Source organism: Streptomyces sp. NPDC048415 (assembly GCF_040651675.1).
Taxonomy (GTDB): domain Bacteria; phylum Actinomycetota; class Actinomycetes; order Streptomycetales; family Streptomycetaceae; genus Streptomyces.
Genome location: NZ_JBEZKJ010000002.1, coordinates 26,601 through 45,298 on the forward strand (window position 1 = coordinate 26,601; position 18,698 = coordinate 45,298).

The 18,698-nt window shown below is 69.7% G+C and carries 22 protein-coding genes and 1 pseudogene; 13 read left to right on the forward strand and 10 right to left on the reverse strand.

Annotated elements, in window-relative coordinates; translation table 11 throughout:
• The first annotated feature begins 22 nt into the window (after positions 1-22).
• The 5 genes and pseudogenes from AB0D27_RS01700 to AB0D27_RS01720 all read left to right on the forward strand — a co-directional run bounded on the left by AB0D27_RS01700 (position 23) and on the right by AB0D27_RS01720 (position 3,039).
• Entirely contained in the window at positions 23-1,069 is a 1,047-nt protein-coding gene (locus tag AB0D27_RS01700; protein ID WP_362500949.1) for a family 2 encapsulin nanocompartment cargo protein polyprenyl transferase, read from the forward strand.
• A 392-nt stretch (positions 1,070-1,461) separates the two neighbouring features.
• Positions 1,462-2,064 (forward strand): GNAT family N-acetyltransferase, encoded by a 603-nt coding sequence (locus AB0D27_RS01705; protein WP_362500950.1) that lies wholly within the window; start codon positions 1,462-1,464, stop codon positions 2,062-2,064.
• Positions 2,065-2,118: 54 nt separating this feature from the next.
• The gene (locus tag AB0D27_RS01710) at positions 2,119-2,334 is read left to right on the forward strand and encodes a hypothetical protein (protein ID WP_362500951.1); all 216 of its coding nucleotides are present in this window, start codon (positions 2,119-2,121) and stop codon (positions 2,332-2,334) included.
• A 75-nt stretch (positions 2,335-2,409) separates the two neighbouring features.
• Positions 2,410-2,687 (forward strand): annotated as a pseudogene (locus tag AB0D27_RS01715) (RNA polymerase sigma factor); the annotation flags it as partial.
• 10 nt (positions 2,688-2,697) lie between these two features.
• Positions 2,698-3,039: a DUF952 domain-containing protein gene (locus AB0D27_RS01720; RefSeq protein ID WP_362500952.1), complete on the forward strand. Its 342-nt coding sequence runs from the start codon at positions 2,698-2,700 to the stop codon at positions 3,037-3,039.
• Positions 3,040-3,043: 4 nt separating this feature from the next.
• On the opposite strand, the gene AB0D27_RS01725 is transcribed toward AB0D27_RS01720, so the two are convergent.
• From AB0D27_RS01725 to AB0D27_RS01740, 4 genes are all read right to left on the reverse strand, one after another.
• Positions 3,044-3,802 carry a VOC family protein gene (locus tag AB0D27_RS01725; protein ID WP_362500953.1) on the reverse strand — a complete coding sequence of 253 codons (759 nt, stop codon included), beginning with the start codon at positions 3,800-3,802 and terminating at the stop codon, positions 3,044-3,046.
• Positions 3,799-4,635: a hypothetical protein gene (locus tag AB0D27_RS01730; RefSeq protein ID WP_362500954.1), complete on the reverse strand. Its 837-nt coding sequence runs from the start codon at positions 4,633-4,635 to the stop codon at positions 3,799-3,801. The genes AB0D27_RS01725 and AB0D27_RS01730 overlap by 4 nt, the downstream gene beginning before the upstream one ends.
• A 10-nt stretch (positions 4,636-4,645) precedes the next feature.
• Positions 4,646-5,062 carry a VOC family protein gene (locus tag AB0D27_RS01735; RefSeq protein WP_362500955.1) on the reverse strand — a complete coding sequence of 139 codons (417 nt, stop codon included), beginning with the start codon at positions 5,060-5,062 and terminating at the stop codon, positions 4,646-4,648.
• A gap of 83 nt (positions 5,063-5,145) precedes the next feature.
• Positions 5,146-5,571: a helix-turn-helix transcriptional regulator gene (locus AB0D27_RS01740; RefSeq protein ID WP_362500956.1), complete on the reverse strand. Its 426-nt coding sequence runs from the start codon at positions 5,569-5,571 to the stop codon at positions 5,146-5,148.
• Between the two features lie 699 nt (positions 5,572-6,270).
• Here AB0D27_RS01740 and AB0D27_RS01745 point away from each other — a divergent pair.
• Positions 6,271-6,684, forward strand: a complete 414-nt coding sequence (locus tag AB0D27_RS01745; RefSeq protein ID WP_362500957.1) for a hypothetical protein — start codon at positions 6,271-6,273, stop codon at positions 6,682-6,684.
• Positions 6,685-6,743: 59 nt separating this feature from the next.
• Positions 6,744-7,733: a hypothetical protein gene (locus tag AB0D27_RS01750; RefSeq protein ID WP_362500958.1), complete on the forward strand. Its 990-nt coding sequence runs from the start codon at positions 6,744-6,746 to the stop codon at positions 7,731-7,733.
• Positions 7,734-7,996: 263 nt separating this feature from the next.
• On the opposite strand, the gene sodN is transcribed toward AB0D27_RS01750, so the two are convergent.
• Entirely contained in the window at positions 7,997-8,392 is a 396-nt protein-coding gene (gene sodN, locus AB0D27_RS01755) for a superoxide dismutase, Ni (RefSeq protein WP_004983535.1), read from the reverse strand.
• 145 nt (positions 8,393-8,537) lie between these two features.
• Here sodN and sodX point away from each other — a divergent pair, with 145 nt between their 5' ends.
• On the forward strand, positions 8,538-8,972 hold the full coding sequence (gene sodX, locus AB0D27_RS01760) for a nickel-type superoxide dismutase maturation protease (RefSeq protein ID WP_362501397.1): 435 nt from the start codon (positions 8,538-8,540) through the stop codon (positions 8,970-8,972).
• Here sodX and AB0D27_RS01765 read toward each other — a convergent pair.
• Entirely contained in the window at positions 8,876-9,505 is a 630-nt protein-coding gene (locus AB0D27_RS01765; protein ID WP_362500959.1) for a CGNR zinc finger domain-containing protein, read from the reverse strand. The genes sodX and AB0D27_RS01765 overlap by 97 nt on opposite strands.
• 100 nt (positions 9,506-9,605) lie before the next feature.
• On the opposite strand from AB0D27_RS01765, the gene AB0D27_RS01770 reads away from it, so the two are divergent.
• On the forward strand, positions 9,606-10,364 hold the full coding sequence (locus tag AB0D27_RS01770) for a class I SAM-dependent methyltransferase (protein WP_362500960.1): 759 nt from the start codon (positions 9,606-9,608) through the stop codon (positions 10,362-10,364).
• 301 nt (positions 10,365-10,665) lie between these two features.
• On the opposite strand, the gene AB0D27_RS01775 is transcribed toward AB0D27_RS01770, so the two are convergent.
• Genes AB0D27_RS01775 through AB0D27_RS01785 form a run of 3 tightly spaced genes read right to left on the reverse strand, consistent with a single transcriptional unit; the run spans position 10,666 to position 13,380 of the window.
• Positions 10,666-11,427 carry an amino acid ABC transporter ATP-binding protein gene (locus tag AB0D27_RS01775; protein ID WP_362500961.1) on the reverse strand — a complete coding sequence of 254 codons (762 nt, stop codon included), beginning with the start codon at positions 11,425-11,427 and terminating at the stop codon, positions 10,666-10,668.
• Entirely contained in the window at positions 11,427-12,392 is a 966-nt protein-coding gene (locus AB0D27_RS01780) for an amino acid ABC transporter permease (RefSeq protein WP_362500962.1), read from the reverse strand. The genes AB0D27_RS01775 and AB0D27_RS01780 overlap by 1 nt, the downstream gene beginning before the upstream one ends.
• Positions 12,393-12,420: 28 nt before the next feature.
• A complete protein-coding gene (locus AB0D27_RS01785) occupies positions 12,421-13,380 on the reverse strand; it encodes an ABC transporter substrate-binding protein (protein ID WP_362500963.1) in 960 nt (319 codons plus the stop codon).
• A 540-nt stretch (positions 13,381-13,920) separates the two neighbouring features.
• On the opposite strand from AB0D27_RS01785, the gene AB0D27_RS01790 reads away from it, so the two are divergent.
• The 4 genes from AB0D27_RS01790 (at position 13,921) to AB0D27_RS01805 (ending at position 17,280) form a co-directional block, all read left to right on the forward strand.
• Positions 13,921-15,144, forward strand: a complete 1,224-nt coding sequence (locus AB0D27_RS01790; RefSeq protein ID WP_362500964.1) for an NADP-dependent malic enzyme — start codon at positions 13,921-13,923, stop codon at positions 15,142-15,144.
• Between the two features lie 269 nt (positions 15,145-15,413).
• The gene (locus AB0D27_RS01795) at positions 15,414-16,379 is read left to right on the forward strand and encodes a zinc-binding dehydrogenase (RefSeq protein WP_362500965.1); all 966 of its coding nucleotides are present in this window, start codon (positions 15,414-15,416) and stop codon (positions 16,377-16,379) included.
• Between the two features lie 119 nt (positions 16,380-16,498).
• Positions 16,499-16,708 (forward strand): HTH domain-containing protein, encoded by a 210-nt coding sequence (locus AB0D27_RS01800; RefSeq protein ID WP_081219377.1) that lies wholly within the window; start codon positions 16,499-16,501, stop codon positions 16,706-16,708.
• Positions 16,708-17,280: a Clp protease N-terminal domain-containing protein gene (locus AB0D27_RS01805; RefSeq protein ID WP_362500966.1), complete on the forward strand. Its 573-nt coding sequence runs from the start codon at positions 16,708-16,710 to the stop codon at positions 17,278-17,280. The genes AB0D27_RS01800 and AB0D27_RS01805 overlap by 1 nt, the downstream gene beginning before the upstream one ends.
• A 352-nt stretch (positions 17,281-17,632) precedes the next feature.
• On the opposite strand, the gene AB0D27_RS01810 is transcribed toward AB0D27_RS01805, so the two are convergent.
• A complete protein-coding gene (locus AB0D27_RS01810) occupies positions 17,633-18,697 on the reverse strand; it encodes a helix-turn-helix transcriptional regulator (RefSeq protein WP_362500967.1) in 1,065 nt (354 codons plus the stop codon).
• Position 18,698 lies beyond the last annotated feature (1 nt).

Here is an 18,698-nt window from a genome sequence, read left to right on the forward strand (position 1 = left end):
GCGGAGCCCCATCGGGAGGCCCATGGAACTGCAGGGTCCGCCGAGCCCGCTCGACGGGCAGGAAGCGGCGGGCATCCTGGAGCGCGCCCGGGCGTTCGTCGACCCCGAGCTGCGCGGTGCCATCGACTCGCTGCCCGGCTCGATGCGCCGGATCGCGCTCTACCACTTCGGCTGGGAGCACGCCGACGGCACCCCGGCGGCGGGCAGCGCGGGCAAGGCGATCCGGCCCGCGCTCGTGCTGACCGCGGTCAGGGCGCTCGGCGGACAGCACGCGACCGCCGTACGGGCGGCCGCCGCCGTCGAGCTGATCCACAACTTCACGCTGCTGCACGACGACGTCATGGACCGGGACACCACCCGCAGACACCGCCCCACCGCCTGGACCGTGTTCGGCGACGCCGACGCGATCCTCGCCGGGGACGCCCTGCAGGCGCTGGCCCAGCGGCTCCTCGCCGAGGACCCGCACCCCGCGTCCTCCGCGGCGGCGGCGAGGCTCGCGTCCTGCGTGGTCGAACTGTGCGCGGGACAGCACACGGACACGGCCATGGAGAAGCTGGGCCCCGACGAGGTCACCCTCGACGAGTGCCTGGCCATGGCCGAGGCCAAGACGGGCGCTCTGCTCGGCTGCGCCTGCGCGCTCGGGGCGCTGTACGCGGGGGCCGGGGATGACGACGTCGAGGCCCTTGACGCCTTCGGCCGGGAGGCCGGGCTCGCCTTCCAGCTGATCGACGACGTGATCGGTATCTGGGGGGACCCGAGCCGCACCGGCAAACCGGCCGGCGCGGACCTCATCGCCCGCAAGAAGTCCCTGCCCGTCGTTGCCGCGCTCGCCTCCGGCACTCCGGCGGCGAAGGAACTCGCCGCGCTGTACGGCGCTCAGTACGAGGAAGGGGAGTTGGAGCGCACGGTGCTGGCCGTCGAGCGGGCGGGCGGCCGGGACTGGGCGCAGGTCCAGGCGGCCGACCGGATGGCCCGGGCGATGCACGAGCTGTCCCGGGCGGTTCCCGATCCCGAGGCGGCGGGCGGGCTGCTGGCGCTGGCGGAGTTCGTTACGCGGCGCAGCGAGTGAGCGTGGCTGTTTCGCGGTGGTAGGCCCCGGGGTCGGTGGGGCCGTACGGGACCTGACCCCCGTGCGGCGCCGGGCTCCGGTCGGGCGGGTCCCGCGCATCCCCACGGTGCGCGGGGCTCGCCCCTTCGTTTCGGCGGGGCGCCGTACCCGGGGGCTCCGCCCCCAGACCCCCGTATCGCGCTTCGCGCTCGTCCTCAAACCCGGACGGGCTGAAATCTGCCCCCGGCGTGGCTGCGACGGCTCGTTCTCAAACCCGGACGGGCTGAAATCTGCCCCCGGCGTGGCTGCGACGGCTCGTTCTCAAACCCGGACCGGCTGAAAGATCCCGGACGCCGGACGGGTGGAAAACCGTACGATCAACGTCAGTTGATGGGGCGGCGAAGGGGTGGGACATGGGTGTGGTCATCCGGGCGGCGGGCGTGGGGGAGAGGGAGCAGGTCGTGCGGCTGCTGGATCGGGCGTTTCAGGATGATCCGGTGAGTGGCTGGGTCTTTCCGGACGCGGCGCACCGGCGGGCGACGCATCACAAGCTGATGGCCGCCTTTGTCGATGTGGTGCTCGCCGACGGGCGTGTCGACCTGGCAGAGGACGGCGCGGCGTGCGCCCTGTGGCTGTCCGTTCCCGCGGGCGAGCACGCCGACGAGGACGGTCCCGTGCAGCTGCGTGAGGCCGTCGATCCGGGGAACGAACGCGTCGAGCTGATCGGCCGGCTGACGGCGGACATCCATCCCTCGGGCCGCGCCCACGAGTATCTGTGGATGATCGCGGTGGCGCCCGAGCGCCAGGGCGAGGGGCTCGGTACCGCGCTCCTCCAGTCGGTCCACGACCGCTGCGACCGCGAGGGCCTGCCCGCGTATCTGGAGGCGAGCAGCGCCCGCAGCCGCAAACTGTACGAGCGTCTCGGCTACGACCCCCTCGGCCACCCCCTCGACCTGCCGGACGGCCCGCAGATGTGGCCCATGTGGCGCGAGCCGCGGCCCCGCCGGGAGGCCTAGCCCGAGGACGGACGACGGGAAGCGCCGAATCCGCTGCCGCCCTACCCTGAAGACATGGGCACCGATGAGCATGTATGTCCCGTCTGTGGGCAGCCGGTCGCCACGGTCGTGCGGCGACACAAGACCCTGGGCGCGTGGGTGCCCGTGTGGGGGCCAGGACCCTGCCGGAACCCGAAGTGCGAGGCGTACGCCGACGAGGCGGACGGCGGGCCCCGCGAGCGTCCGGAGGAACCAGCCACGGAAAAGAAACCAGCCACGGAAAGGAACTGACGGAGTTGGGTGGTGATCCGGCCCCTCCTGGACGGTGCCGGGGACGTCTGAGCGCTATGAGCACCGAGGTCGAAGCACGATGTCCTGGTCCGCCAGGCCCCCGGTCCCGTCGAACGCCTCAACCGCGCGGTGGCGGTCGCGATGGTCCAGGGCCGTCGGCGGAGCTCGCCGAATTCGACGCCCTGGCGGACGGGTCCACCGGACACCGTCTTCAGGCGGTCCGCGGGCACCTCCTCGAACGCGCGGGTGACCCGGTGGCGGCGCGGGTCAGGTACGAGTCGGCGGCCGCCGACACCCTCTGCCTCCCCGGCCAGCGCTGTCTGCAGGCGCGGGCCGCGCGCCTGAGGCCGTAGCGTGTTCCGCATGCCCGAACCCCTGCTGCACATCACCGAGCGCTCCCTGTGGGACGCGGCCCGCGTGTCCGGCGCCTACGAGCTGTCCACCCGCGGCCGCACCCTCCAGGAGGAGGGCTTCATCCACTGCTCCCTGCGCCACCAACTCCCGGGAGTGGCCGCCTTCCTGTACGGCGCCTACGCCGGCCCCGACGAACTCGTGGTCCTCGTCATCGACGCCGCACGGCTCGGTGCGCCGGTGCGGTACGAGGCGATGAAGCCCGGGGGTGAGGAGTTCCCGCACGTCTACGGGCCGATTCCGGTGGACGCCGTCGTGGACGTGGAAGCGTGGGACTCCGGGAGTGAGGGCTGAGGGTCTAACCGGGAAGGCTGCCCGTCTCGGGGTCGCGGGCCGTCAGGCAGTAGGTGCCGCCCGCCGGGTCCCGCATGACGGACCAGCGGGTGCCGTGGGTGACGAGCGTGGCGCCCAGCTGTTCGTGGTGGGTGCGGATCGCCTCGATGTCCGAGCAGGCGATGTCGAGGTGGGCGGAGGTGGGCCGGTCGCTGTCGAGGCGTTGCAGAAGGATACGGACCGGCAGCGCGGCGGGCGGCCTGACCAGGTGAAATTCCGGGAGCGCGCCGGGGCGGGAGTCCCATCCGGTGAGTGTGCTCCAGAAGGCGATCTCGGTGTCGTACGCGGACGGCGCCAGGTCGATGCACACCTGGTCGAGACGGCTGCTCGCGCCGCCGTCCGGTGCTTCGGCCACCGGCGGGCGGACCGACTCCCCGTGCCACGGCACCGCGCAGAACGACTGCCCGCCCGGGGAACGCAGTACGGCCCACTCCTCGTGGTCGGCGACGACCTCGGCACCCAGCCGCAGCGCCGAGTCCACCAGCCCCCGTACGTCCTCGACGGCGAGGTCGAGATGTGCGCCGCCGTCGCCCGCCCCGACACCCTGCGCCTTCACACAGGCGTCGGCGCCGTCGGGCAGCAGGGTCACGAACTCGCCCTGGTCGCCCCGCGGTTCGGACAGTTTCGTTCCGGTGACGGCGGTCCAGAAGTCACAGGACGGGCCGAATGCCTTCATGGGCCGGTCGACGAAGACGTAGGTCCACCGGATCGGTTCAGTAGTCATGGGCGCTCCCGGTCGATCAGCTTGCGCAACGAGGATTTCATGCTCGCGACGAAGGCGTCTCGCGCGTCGGGGGACAGGACGTCCAGGGAGAGGTACGGGTTGAGGTCTTCCAGCTCGACGAGGAGCAGTTCACCGCCGGGGGCCCGGCAGGCGTCGACGCGCTGGATGCCGTACGCGATGTCGTTCCAGTCGACGAAGCGCTGCGCGAACTCCCGGTCCGCGTCGGTCGGTTCGTACGGCTCAAGGGCCCATCGACGGTCCGGTTGCGGCGCGTACAGGGCGTACTGGAGGGTCCGGTCGACGAAGTAGAAGGACACCTCGTAGCGGAAGTCGATGCGCGGCTGGACGAGGACATCGCCGTACGCCATCTCGGAGAGCCGTTCGCGCGACACGAACTCCAGGCCGATCGAGTCCGCGCCGAGTTTCGGCTTGACCACGTACGCGTCGGCTTCCGGGAGCCGCCCCAGGTCCTGCGCGCGGTCCACCGTGGGGATGACCGGATACCCGGCGGCGGTCAGCTCCAGCAGATAGCCCTTCCCCGACATGTCCCCCTTGCCCGACAGTTCGTTGTACACCCGCACACCGCGGGTGATCGCCCGCTCGCGGAACGCGTCGTACTGCGCCTGGTAGTTGAGCACAGGCCCGCTGTTGCGTACGACCACCACGTCGAAGCCGTCCATCAGGCTCGCCGCGTCGAGCGGATGGCACACGGCGACGTCGAACTCGTCACGCAGCCGTGAGGTGAGGAAGTCGTCCTCGTCGCCGTACCGGCGCCCCTTGGCCGGATAGGTCAGGTCGCTGACGTAAAGGACGCGGGGCCGCGCGGACGGCATGGGGCTCTCCTCAGGAATCGGTGCGTTCGGTGAAGCGGAGGAGGTTGCCCGCCGGGTCGCGGAAGGCGCAGTCGCGCAGGCCCCAGGGCTGGTCCATGGGTTCCTGGAGGACTTCGGCACCGGAGGCGCGGGCGCGTTCGAAAAGGGCGTCGCAGTCCGCCGTCGAGAAGATCACGCCGCGCAGGATGCCCTTGGCCAGCAGCTCGGCCATGACCTGCTTGTCCGCGGGAGAGGCGTCCGGATTCGCGCCAGGAGGCTCCAGGACGATCTCCACGTCCGGCTGGAGCGGTGAGCCGACGGTCACCCAGCGCATCCCCTCGAAGCCGACGTCGTTGCGCACCTCCAGCCCCAGCACGTTCCGGTAGAACGCGAGCGCCTTGTCGTGGTCGTCCACGGCGATGAAGCACTGCGAGAGTTTCAGGTCCATGTCCTCACGCTAGGGCCTGTCCGGCGGTCATGCCGCAGACCTGGGGTCTGGCACGCCCTCCCCCACGCTGGGGCCCGCGGGCACTAGAGGCGGGAGCCCGGTTCCGCCTCTGGGTTCGGGTGACGGGCCGGGCGGGTCAGCCGGCGGGTCACACAGGACGGGATGGGGGCGCCGTGCTCGTGCGGGCGGGCGCGGTACGCGCTGGGGGTTTCGCCGACCAGTTCCGTGAAGCGGGAGCTGAAGGAGCCGAGCGAGGTGCAGCCCACCGCGAAGCACACCTCCGTGACCGTCATGTCGCCGCGCCGCAGCAGGGCCTTGGCGCGCTCGATCCTGCGCGTCATGAGGTAGGTGTACGGCGTCTCGCCGTACGCCGCCCGGAAGCTCCGCTGGAAGTGCCCCGGCGACATCAGCGCGGTGCGCGCGAGCGCGGTCATCTCCAGCGGCTCCGCGTACTCACGGTCCATCCGGTCGCGGGCCCGGCGCAGCCGGATCAGGTCCTCCACAGTCACTGCACCAGGATGGCACGGGCCACTGACAGCGGATGCTCACCGCCCCCGAACACCGTGGAACGGCGCTCGCTGACCTACTCGGATGACCGGGCTGACCTTCCTCTCGCGGGTGTCCACTCGCGACCGGGAGGTCGCCGGACCTCGGCCGCGCGGCCTGCCACTACACGCGTGTGGTCACGCCGGTCGACGAGGCGGGCCCGCTGCTGGCGACTCCCTTAACGAGAACCTCCGTTGAGCAAGAGGTTCGCGGTGAACAGCACGACCGCCGTCCGCCGGACCTCGAGGTCCCGCGGCCCGGGCCGCAGGCGGGGACGGTTCCGGAGCCCTTCGAGGGCGTCGCCCTACGGGGGATCGACGACGACCAGATCTAGTGCCATTCTCCCGATACGGCCACTTTTTCGAGGCCACGGGGGAGAAATGGCGATGTGGTGGCGAGTGTCGCGTTGGAGCGTTGTGCTTCTCCTGTGCAGCCCACTTCTGGCCTGCAACAGCGGGGGCGACAGTGGAGGGGACAGTTCGGGTTTGGGCTCAGGCGGAGTAGGACTCTCCTCCGGCGGTGGAGGGACGACCGGCGGGGCGACCACGGGCGGTGGAGGGACGACCGGCGGGGCGACAACGGGCGGTGGAGGGAGTGCGGTCGGCGGGGCGGGCTCGGGAGGTGGCAAAGGCGGGAGCGGTCCGGCCGCGAAGGGCTCGCCCATGACAGTGCCCGACATCCACCTGGAATTCGCCGGTCGGTACCTGGGTGACGACGAGGACGGCCCCACCAACTGGAGTGAACTGGAGGACTATTTCAAGCCCCAGTGCGGCGGCACGCTCTGCGTCACGCTCGTACGGAGGCCTGTGTCGTACGACTTCGGACAGGACTGTGGATACATCGAAGCAGTGGCCAGCCGGAACCCGTACTACCGGCACGACACCATCTACATCAACGTGAAGGCGCCCTGCCCTGCGCCCACCGACGACTCCGGCGGAGCGACCACCCAGGGCGGGGTCGACGCCGGTCAGGACGCCGGTCAGGACGCGGGCGGCCAGGACGCCGGTCAGGACGCCGGCTCCGGCTCGGGTGGAGGGACCGACCAGGGCGTCTCCTCGCCGGCAACGCCGTCGTGACCGGCGCGGGGGACGAGGGAGCGGCGGACGGTGCGTCGGAGCCGCGAAGAGCCGAACCGTTGCCCGGCATACGGCGGTTCGGTGCGCTATTCGGTGCGGTTGTCGCGCCGACCAGCTTCGTCACCGGCTTGCTCTACTACTTCGGCCTCAACCAGGCCTATTGGTTCTATGCCTACTTCGGTGTCGACGCCACGATGCTGGGCCTCGGCACCACCGACTACCTGGTCATCAGCGTGGACTCCCTGTTCGTGCCCATGGTCGTGACGGCCGCCGCCGGGCTCGCCGCCTTCTGGGGGCACGACTTGCTGCGCGCCCGCCTCGCCGCGGGTGCCCGCCCCCACATGCTCCGCACCCTGGTACCCGCACTGGGCGGCGTTGGATTCCTGCTCGCGCTGGCGGGATTCTGGAGTGTCCTCGACGACCGCTTCTTTCTGCGCGGCCACCTGGCGGCGGCGCCCCTGTGCCTCGCCATCGGCGTCGTCCTGCTCGCGTACACCCTGCAACTGCGCCGTTCCCTGCCGCCGGAGGATGATGTCTCCCACCCCAGGGGTACCTCTGACGACACATCTGATCCGCCCACTCCACCTGATCAGCCTGAGGAACCGCCTGTTCCCTCAACGCCCCGGCCACCTGAGCCAGTTCGTCAGGAGTGGGCTGCCTTGGCTGAGTGGGCCGTCGTCTTCGTGCTCGTCGGTCTGAGCCTGATCTGGGCCGCGAGCGACTACGCCGCGGCCGTAGGCCGGGGCCGTGCTCAGCATCTGGTGTCGACATTCCCTACGTCCACCACCGCCGTGGTGCGCAGTGAACGCAGCCTCGGTATAGAGGCCGCCGGCGTGCGTGAACTGCACTGCCACGGGGCCAAATCGGCGTACCCCTACCGTTACGAAGGGCTCGTCCTCGTCATCCAGTCCGCCAACCAGTACGTGCTGCTGCCGCAGACCTGGACGCCGCAGACGGGCGTGGCCCTGATCATCCCGCGCACCGACTCGGTACGCCTGGAGTTCGTGCCGTACACGGCGCTTGGCGTACTCGGTCGCTCTACGTGCTGAACTCCCCGCGACGGTCTTGAGCGGGTGTCTTGCGGACTGTGTGCGGACCGGCGCCAGCTCACGCTTCTGGGCGTCCACCACAGCGGCGACGGCGAGGTGGTTCCCTTTCGCCGACGCCGTTTCCAGCACGTCACTTCGACGAGAAAGCCGTCGGCGCCGGAAACACGGAAGGGGCCCGGCCGGAGAACCGGTCGAGCCCCTTCCAGACGTTCGCTGACCCGCGAGGGTGCACCGCTCGCCGGTCGGGGCGAACGAAGGCCGGGTCAGGCCTTCTTCGTCTCCCAGAAAATCTTGTCGATCTGGGCGATGTAGTCCAGCGCCTTCTGGCCCGTCGCCGGGTCGGTGGACGCCTTGGCGGCCGAGAGGGCCTTCAGGGTGTCGTTGACCAGCTGGTGCAGCTCCGGGTACTTCTCGAAGTGCGGGGGCTTGAAGTAGTCGCTCCAGAGCACCGAGACGTGGTGCTTCGCGAGCTCGGCGCGCTGCTCCTTGATGACGGTGGCGCGGGCCTGGAAGTGCGGGTCGTCGTTGCCGGCCATCTTTTCCTGGACGGCCTTCACCGACTCCGCCTCGATGCGGGCCTGGGCCGGGTCGTACACGCCGCAGGGCAGGTCACAGTGCGCGCTGACCTTGACCTTGGGGGCAAACAGGCGGGAGAGCATTGAGCTGTCCTTCCTCGTGATCGTCTTCTCAGGTGGGACATTACTCCGTAGGAGACGGGTTTTCGCGAGTGCCCCCATGGGCTTAGGACAAAAGTCCAGGGTGAAACTGGGACTGGTGGAGGATAGGACCGGGGAGGTGCCGGTGATGCCGGAGCTGTCGCAGGAGACCGAGCGTGGGAGGGCCCTCTTGCCGTTTGGGGCGGCAGAGGTGACGGGGCCGTCCATGGTGCCCACGTTCCAGCACGGGGATCGGCTCGTCGTGCAGTGGGGGGCGCGGGTCGGCCCCGGTGACGTCGTCGTGCTGCGGCATCCCTTCCAGCAGGACCTGTTGGTCGTCAAGCGGGTCGCGGAGCGGCGGGAGGGGGGCTGGTGGGTGCTCGGTGACAACGCGTACGCCGGTGGGGACAGCACCGACTACGGAACCGTTCCCGAGGAGCTGGTCCTCGGGAAGGTGCGGTTCCGCTACCGGCCCCGGAAGGGCGATCAGCGGTCGCTGTTCGCAGTGGTGTGCTGGGCGCTGGGCGCCGCCAGGCCCGTACTCTCCGACCGGTCCGCCTCCAGGCGTTTGCGGGCGCGGTAGGCCGCCACGTTGGCGCGGGTCGCGCAGCGGTCCGAGCAGTAGCGGCGGGAGCGGTTCGTCGAGGTGTCCAGGTAGGCGTTGCGGCAGGGGGCCGCCTCGCACAGGCCCAGGCGGTCCACCCCGTACTCCGTCAGGTGGAACGCCAGGCCCATCGCGGCGATCGCCGCGTAGCCCGCCGTCGCGTTCGACGGGTGGTCCGCCAGATGCATGTGCCACAGGGGGCGGCCGTCGTCGTCCCGGTAGTCGTGACCGAAGATCTGCGGGCTGACCGGGAACTCCAGCAGGAGTGAGTTCAGCAGGTCCACCGCGAGCGTCTCGTCGCCGCCGTCCGCCGCCTCGAAGACCGCGCGCAGCCGGGCCCGGACGGAGCGCAAGCGGGTGACGTCCGCGTCCGCGGCGCGGCGGGCCGCCGAGGAGTTGCTCCCGAAGAGGTCGCGGACGGCCTCGACCGAGGTCAGCGAGTCCTTGGCCCGGGCCGGCTCCTCGCTGTTGACGAGACGGACGGCGTAATCCGAGTAATAGGCCAGTTCCACTTGTAGTCCTTACGGAGGCGCTCTATCGTCATGGCTGCGGTCAGGTAACAGATGATCGTGCTTCCAGGGTATTACTTGGTCGAGCGAAGAAGGGGCTTCCATGGCCATCAGCACCGCAACCGACTGGCGCGCCTGGCAGAAGAGCTGGGATCGGCAGCAGGAGTGGTACATGCCGGACCGCGAGGACCGCTTCGAGGTCATGCTCGACATGGTCGAGGCGCTGGTCGGACCCGAGCCGCGCGTTCTCGACCTGGCCTGCGGCACCGGCACCATCACGGACCGGCTGCTCACCCGCTTCCCGAAGGCCACCAGCACCGGCGTCGACCTCGACCCCGCGCTGCTCGCCATCGCCGAGGGCACCTTCGAGGGCGACGAGCGGGTCTCCTTCGTCACGGCCGACCTGAAGGACCCGCACTGGCCCGCGCTGCTGCCGTACGACTCGTACGACGCCGTCCTGACCGCCACGGCCCTGCACTGGCTGCACAGCGAACCTCTCGCGACCCTCTACGGTCAGGTCGCGGAACTCGTCCGCGACGGCGGTGTCTTCATGAACGCGGACCACATGATCGACGAGTCGACGCCCAGGATCAACGCGGCCGAGCGCGCCCAGCGGCACACCCGTATGGATCAGGCCAAGAAGGACGGTGTCCTCGACTGGGCCGAATGGTGGGAGCTCGCCGCCCAGGACCCGGTCCTCGCCGCGCCCACCGCCCGCCGCTTCGAGATCTACGGCGAGCACGCCGACGGCGACATGCCGTCCGCCGCCTGGCACGCGCGCGTCCTGCGCGAGAGGGGCTTCGGTGAGGCGCGGGCGGTGTGGCGTTCGCCCTCGGACACGCTGATGCTTGCGGTCAAGTAAGCGCGTCTGTACGTGACTTCGGGGGCGGTACGGAAATCCGTACCGCCTCTTCCGCGTCCTGCGGGACTCCCCGCCGCGCAGGAAGGGTGAGACGCCGAACATCGGCAACATGTCGCCCCCGATGCGGGACCACACCAACGAGTAGGTGCCCGGCAGTGGCCGGCTGTCCGCCTGGCGGACCCGGAGAGAAGGCCGTCCAGCCGACGTACCACGGCATCGATCGGCAGGCCTGAGGTGATCCGGAACGACGGATGCCGCCCGCCCCTTTCCGGGCGGGCGGCATCCGGCCGTCGTGAAACTCTCAGAGCACCTTGGAGAGGAACGACTTCGTGCGCTCGTGCTGCGGATCCGTCAGGACGTCACGCGGGTGGCCGGACTCGACCACCACACCGCCGTCCATGAAGACCAGCGAGTCGCCCACCTCGCGGGCGAAGCCCATCTCGTGGGTGACGACGATCATCGTCATGCCGGACTCGGCGAGGTCGCGCATGACGTCGAGGACGTCACCGACCAGCTCCGGGTCGAGCGCCGAGGTCGGCTCGTCGAAGAGCATCAGCTTCGGATCCATCGCCAGCGCGCGGGCGATGGCCACGCGCTGCTGCTGGCCGCCGGACAGCTGCGAGGGGTAGTTCTTCGCCTTGTCGGCGAGGCCCACGCGCTCCAGCAGCTGGCCCGCGCGTTCCCGGGCCTGGGCCTTGCTCGTGCCCTTGACCTGGATCGGCGCCTCCATGACGTTCTCGAGCGCCGTCATGTGCGGGAACAGGTTGAAGCGCTGGAAGACCATGCCGATGTCCCGGCGCTTCCGTGCCACCTCGCTGTCCTTGAGCTCGTACAGCTTGTCGCCCTTCTGGCGATAGCCGACCAGGTCACCATCGACGGACAGGCGGCCGGCATTGATCTTCTCCAGGTGGTTGATGCACCTGAGGAAGGTCGACTTTCCGGAGCCGGACGGGCCGATGAGGCAGAAGACCTCGCCGGAGTTCACTTCCAGGTCGATGCCCTTGAGGACTTCGACCGGGCCGAAGGACTTGTGGACGCCCTCGGCCTTCACCATGGCGGTCATCACACAGCTCCCCTCGGGCTGCCCTTGGCGAGCAGGTTCGCCCTGATCTTCTGGAACACGGTCGGCGGCAGGCTGCGGCTCGAACCGCGTGCGTAGTACCGCTCCAGGTAGTACTGGAAGACGCTGAACACGCTGGTCATCGCCAGATACCAGATGGAGGCCACGAAGAGCATCTCCATCACCGCGTACGAGGTGGAGCCGATCGCCGACGTCGAGCGCAGCAGCTCGTTGTACGTGACCGCGTACACCAGCGACGAGGTCTTCAGCATGTTGATGAACTCGTTGCCCGTCGGCGGCACGATCACGCGCATCGCCTGCGGGATCACGATCCGGCGCAGCGTCTTGGCGTGGCTCATGCCCAGTGCGTGCGCGGCCTCCGTCTGGCCCTCGTCGACGGCCAGCAGACCGGCCCGGCAGATCTCCGCCATGTACGCGGCCTCGTTCAGGCCCAGCCCGAGGAGGGCGGACATGAACGGGGTCATGACGTCCGTCATCTCGTTCTTGTAGATCGGACCGAGGTTGAGGATGGGGAAGATCAGCGCCAGGTTGAACCAGAGCAGCAGCTGGACGTAGACCGGGGTGCCGCGGAAGAACCAGATGTACAGCCAGGCGACGGTGCTGGTCACCGGGTTCTTCGAGAGCCGCATCACGGCGAGCAGGACGCCCAGCACCACGCCCATGATCATGGACAGCACGCTGATCATCAGCGTACGGCCCGCGCCCTTGACGACACTGGAGACGAAGAGCTGGTCGCCGACCGTGTGCCACTGGATGTTGCCCTGCGAGAAGGCGTAGGCGAGCGCGGCGAGGAGCGCGACGACGATGACGGCGCTGATCCACCGGCCGTAGTGCCGGACGGGGATCGCCTTGATGGCCTCAGGGTCGAACCCCGAAGCCGAGGTCTTGGAGACCGAGTGCCCCGGGGGTGGGGTGTCCACGGGGGACTTGTCGAGATTGTCAGTCACGTGACTGCCCTTCAGTGGTGCGTCCGGCTCACTTGCCGCCGTTGATGGCGGACTTGTCGATCGCGCCGGACTGCGCGCCCCACTTGTCCAGGACCTTCTTGTACGAGCCGTCCTTGATGATCGCGTCGACGGCCTCCTTCAGCGCGTCACGCAGCTGGGTGTTCTTCTTGTTCAGGACGATGCCGAACGGGCCGGCGTCGTACTGCTTGTTGATCACCTCGAAGGTGTTGCCGCCGTCGGCCTTGCGGGCCAGGTCGACCGCCACCGGGTAGTCGTTGATACCGGCCACCGCGCCGCCGGACTTCACCCGGGTCTGGGCCTCGGTGTCGTTGTCGAAGGACTCGATGTTGATGGTTTTTTTGCCCGCGTCCTTGCACTTCTTGGACTGGTCCTGGAGGGCCTTCTCGTACGTGGTGCCCCGCTGGACGGCGGCCGTCTTGCCGCACAGGTCCTCGATGCCCTTGATGCCCTCCGGGTTGCCCTTCTTCACGTAGATGGCCGTACCGGCGACGAAGTAGTCCACGAAGTCGACGCCCTCGCCGAGCTTCTGGCCCTTGTCGTTCAGGCCCTGCTGACGCTGCTTGTTGTCCGTGATGGACGACATGGCGATGTCGTAGCGGCCGGAGTTGACGGCGGTGATCAGGCCGTCGAAGGAGCCGGAGGTGAACTGGAACTTCACGCCGAGCTGCTTGCTCAGCGCGTCGGCCAGGTCCGGGTCGACGCCGACGATCTTGCCGCCCTCGGTCGACTCCATGGGGGCGTACTCGGCGTTCGTGCCTACCTTGATGACGCCCGCGTCCTGGATCTTCTTCGGCAGCTTGGAGAAGAGGGGAGCGTTGTTGGCCTTGGCGGTCTCGCTGGAGCCACCGCCGCCGTTGGTCTGGTCGCCGCAGCCGGCGAGTACCAGGGCACCTGCGACCGCGATCGCGCCGACCGCTGCTGTCCGGGAGCGCGTGGCGGTCGTACGACGGGTGGTGCTTGCGGTCATGTTGGGTTCCTCCGGCGGATGAGGGAGTTGCCGATGGGTCGACGAGAACACACACCATCGGGTGTCGCGACCTCGTGTGATGACGGCATCTTGCCATTCGGACTGCGCCATTCAGGGGGCCAGCTATGTCAAAATCGGATAACGGGCGACCCCCGATCCGCTACCGGCCGGTACACCTAGGCCGCACCTTGTGCGGGAATCCCTCCTTCCGGCCGGAAGATCTTCGGTGCATCTCACGATCCGGGCGGCCGCTACTTCGCGCTCACGGTGAGATCCCTCCGAATCCGGACTTGTCAATGGTTTGCGCAGTAAGTCATGTCACCGGTGTGTGACCTTCGCGTTATGGACTCGTCCTCGGCACCGTCTGTCGGGTAAGAAGGTTCTTTACACCCCTCATCCGGGGCTCAGGGCGCGTGTGCGGCGCGCCCGTCGCGCAGACGCCCGTACGCAACCACGGCGGCAGGGCTTGTGCGGTGCCCGCCCACCCCTCAACCAGGAGTGGTCACCCTCAATCAATGAAGACTTAAGGGGTAAAACAAAGTGGCAGCGGAGATCGTCAATCCTCGCAGCGACAGCACTACGGATCAGGAAGGCGGGGCGGAGCCCCTCGATTCCTTCGACCCGGCATTCGCGCTGCACCGCGGCGGCAAGATGGCCGTGCAGGCCACCGTGCCCGTCCGTGACAAGGACGACCTGTCCCTGGCGTACACGCCCGGCGTCGCGAAGGTGTGCAGCGCGATCGCCGAGCAGCCGGAGCTCGTCCATGACTACACGTGGAAGTCGTCCGTCGTCGCGGTGGTGACCGACGGTACGGCTGTGCTGGGACTCGGGGACATCGGTCCCGAGGCCTCCCTCCCGGTCATGGAGGGCAAGGCGATTCTGTTCAAGCAGTTCGGCGGGGTCGATGCCGTGCCGATCGCGCTCGACTGCACCGGCGTCGACGAGATCGTCGAGACGGTGGCCCGGCTCGCGCCGTCCTTCGGCGGCGTCAATCTGGAGGACATCTCGGCACCCCGGTGCTTCGAGATCGAGCGGAAGCTCCAGGAGCGGCTGGACATTCCCGTCTTCCACGACGACCAGCACGGGACCGCGGTGGTGACGCTCGCGGCCCTCAGGAACGCCGCGAAGCTGACCGGGCGGTCGCTGGGCGACCTGCGCGCGGTGATCTCCGGTGCCGGTGCGGCCGGGGTCGCCATCGCCAAGTTCCTGCTCGAGGCCGGGCTCGGGGATGTCGCCGTCGCGGACCGCAAGGGCATCGTGTCCAGGGACCGGGACGACCTGACGGACGTCAAGCGTGAGCTGGCGGAGATCACCAACAAGGCGGGGATCTCCGGGTCGCTGGAATCGGCGCTCGCGGGTGCCGACGTCTTCATCGGTGTCTCCGGCGGTACGGTGCCGGAGCCGGCGGTGGCGTCGATGGCCGAGGGCGCTTTCGTCTTCGCGATGGCCAACCCGAATCCTGAGGTGCACCCCGATGTCGCCCACAAGTACGCGGCCGTGGTCGCTACCGGGCGGTCGGACTTCCCGAACCAGATCAACAACGTGCTGGCGTTCCCGGGGATCTTCGCGGGGGCGCTGCAGGTGCGGGCCTCTCGGATCACGGAGGGCATGAAGATCGCGGCCGCCGACGCGTTGGCCGGGGTCGTCGGGGACGATCTTGCCGCGGACTATGTGATTCCCTCGCCGTTCGACGAGCGGGTGGCTCCTGCGGTGACCGCGGCGGTGGCTGCGGCTGCTCGGGCCGAGGGGGTTGCTCGCCGCTGACGCGGCGCGCGTTCTTGGCCCCGCCGGGTTGTCGGCGGGGCCAATTTTTTTGCTGGCGGGTGGGCCGGGTGGGGGGCCAGGTGGGGGGCCAGGTGGGTGGTTTTCGCCCCCTCCGCCCCTGCCCGTCCCGTATCTGGGGGCTCTGCCCCCAGGCCCCCGTGTCGCGCTGACGCGCTCGTCCTCAAACGCCGGACGGGCTGGGACTCAGGGACGCGTGTCACACGGGGACGTGGTTCCCCCGGGCCGGGGCGGAGCCTATGGTCAAGGTCATGTTCGCTGCTTATGCTGCCCGAATCGACCGTGACCAGCCGCTGAATGGCCTGGAGTTGGGGGAGCGTCCGGCCCCCGAGGAGAGGCCGGGCTGGACGACCGTGAACGTACGGGCCGCCTCGCTCAACCATCACGACCTGTGGTCCCTGCGCGGAGTCGGCCTGGCCGAGGACAAGCTGCCGATGATCCTCGGCTGCGACGCCGCCGGAATCGACGAGGACGGCAACGAGGTCGTACTGCACTCCGTCATCGGCCAGACAGGCCACGGAGTTGGCCCCAAGGAGCCCCGGTCCATCCTCACGGAGCGCTACCAGGGCACCTTCGCCGAGCAGGTCTCCGTCCCGACGTGGAACATCCTCCCGAAGCCCAAGGAGCTGTCGTTCGAGGAGGCCGCCTGTCTGCCGACGGCCTGGCTGACGGCGTACCGCATGCTCTTCACCAACGCCGGGGTCCGGCCCGGTGACTCCGTCCTCGTGCAGGGCGCGGGTGGGGGCGTCGCCACCGCCGCGATCGTGCTGGGGAAGGCCGCGGGGTTGCGGGTGTTCGCCACCAGCCGCGACGAGGCCAAGCGCAAGCGTGCTCTCGAGCTGGGCGCCGTCGAGGCGCTCGAGTCCGGGGCGCGGCTGCCGCAGCGCGTGGACGCCGTCATCGAGACGGTCGGGGCCGCGACCTGGTCGCACTCGGTCAAGTCCCTGCGGCCCGGCGGCACGCTGGTCATCTCGGGTGCCACCAGCGGCGACCGGCCGTCCCACGCCGAGCTGACCCGAATCTTCTTCCTCGAACTCAAGGTCGTCGGCTCCACGATGGGCACCAAGGACGAGCTGGAGGATCTGCTGTCCTTCTGCGCCGCCACCGGTGTGCGGCCCGTCATCGACGAGGTGCTTCCGCTCGACCGGGCCCGCGAGGGGTTCGAACGGCTGGAGGCCGGCGATCAGTTCGGCAAGATCGTGCTCACCACCACCTGACGGGTTCTGCCGCCTCTCGCGGCTTCATCTGCCTTACGGCCGGTCCGGATTTCCGGGCCGGCCGTTCCCTTATGTCAACCATGGTTGACACCCATCGCGTGTCAATGTAGGTTGACATCATGACCGAAGCAACGGATCTCGCCGAGCGCGCGGGTGATCGCGATCCGCGCGTCGGACTGCGGGCCGTCTCCGCGCTGCGGAGGCTGCTGGAGCAGTTGGAAGCGGTGCAGGTGCGCAGTGCGCGCAATCAGGGCTGGTCGTGGCAGGAGATCGCCGCGGAACTCGGAGTGACCAGGCAGGCCGTGCACAAGAAGTACGGGAGGCAGTGATGTTCGAGCGGTTCACGAAGGATGCGCGTGCCGTCGTCGAGGGGGCGGTGCTGCACTCCGAGCGGGCGGGAGCCGAGACCGTGGAGGAGGAGCACATGTTGCTGGCCCTCCTCGACCGGGAGGGCAGCCGGGGCTCCTTCGCCCTTACTTCGCTCGGTCTCGCCGGTCGGCGGGACTCGGTGGAGCGCGACCTCGCTCAGGCCCGCCGCCGCGGTGGGCTTTCGCGCGCCGACGCGGACGCCCTCTCCGGGCTGGGTATCGACTTGTCGGAGATCGTCTCGCGGGTCGAGGAGGCGCATGGGGAAGGGGCGTTGGAGTCGGGAAAGAGGGATGGGGGCACTCGGCGGGCCCGGCGGCGGCCCTTCGCGCAAGGGGCCAAGGATGTGCTGACGCAGTCCCTGCGGATCGCTCTCGCTCGCCGGGACCGGTTCATCGGTGACGAGCATCTGCTCATGGCGCTCACCGTGCGGCCCGGAGCGCTCGCGGAGGTGCTCGCCGATCACGGGGTGACGTATGAGGCGGTGACGCGGGTGCTGTACGGAGATGGGGGTGGCGCGGCCAAGGCGGGGTGAGGTGAGGGGGAGGGGCGGGAGTGCGGGTGTGGGTGGATGGGGGTGCGTGGGCTGCGGGTGCGGACGGGTGGGGGTGTGTGGGCGAGCGGGTGCGGACCGGCGGGGTGCGTGGGCCGCGGGTGCGGACGGGTGGGGGTGCGTGGGCTGCGGGTGTGGACGGGTGGGGGTGCGTGGGCTGCGGGTGTGGACGGGTGGGGGTGCGTGGGCCTCGGGTGCGGACCGGTGGGGGTGCGTGGGTCACGGGTGCGGACGGGTGGGGGTGCGGTGGTGGGTTTCGCCCCCTCCGCCCCTGCCCTTCCCGTGTCTGGAGGCTCCGCCCCCCAGACCCCCCGTTCGCCCGAAGGGCTCGACCTCACACGCCGGACGGGCTGGAACCTCGCAGGGCCGCTCCGATGTGTGCCGCCGCCGTCGACAAGTGGCGGCGGGCCTCCCGTAGTTGGGCCTCCGTCACGCCGTGGTCGCGGGCCGCGTCGCGGATGTCGTCGCGGAAGCGGTCCAGGAGGCGGTCGAGGTCGCGGGCGGGGTCGCCGGTGGAGTCCTCGTGGGCCCAGGAGGGTTCATAGGCGGCGGGGAAGTCCTCGGGGGTGGCCGTGTACTCCGGCTCCGTGGACGCTCCGGACGGCGTACGGCCGAAACCGAAGTCCTTGCCGAAGTCCTTGCCGAAGTCACCGAACTCCTTGGCCAGTTCGGTCAGCCCCTCGCGTACGCCCGTGGGCCAGTCGCCCCGCGCGAAGTGGTCCTGGACCTGGTCCTGGACCCGCTTGGCCATGCGCTGCATCTCCTCCTGGGCCTGGGCGCGGGCCCTTTCCTGGGCCTCCTTGGCCTGGCGACGGGCACGCTGGGCCTCATCGCGGGCGCGGCGGCTCTCGTCCTTCGCGCGGCGGGCCTGTTCCTTCCACTCCTGCCTGACGCGCCGCATCTCCTCCTTCGCCGCCCGCCACGACTCCCTGTCGCGATAGTCGCCGAAGTCCCCGAACTCGCCCGACGCGGCGTCGTGTTCCTTCGCCCCGGCGGCGCCCTTGGAGCCCCGCCGGGCCTCCGTGGCCGCCTCTCGCATCTCGCGGCGCAGATCGCCGGCCGCGCCCCGTACATCGGCGCGGATCTCGGCCGCGAGCTCCGCCATCGACTCGCGGATCTCCAGCTCCAGATCGGCCAGCTCGCCGCTGCGGTCGGCGAGTTCGGCGCGGCCCGCGTCCGTGATCGCGTACACCTTGCGGCCGCCCTCGGTGGTGTGCGTGACGAGTCCCTCGGCCTCCAGCTTCGCCAGCCGGGGGTAGACGGTGCCCGCCGAGGGTGCGTACAGGCCCTGGAAGCGCTCCTCCAGGAGCCGGATCACCTCGTAACCGTGGCGCGGCGCCTCGTCCAGCAGTTTGAGGAGGTAGAGGCGCAGGCGGCCGTGGGCGAAGACGGGAGGCATG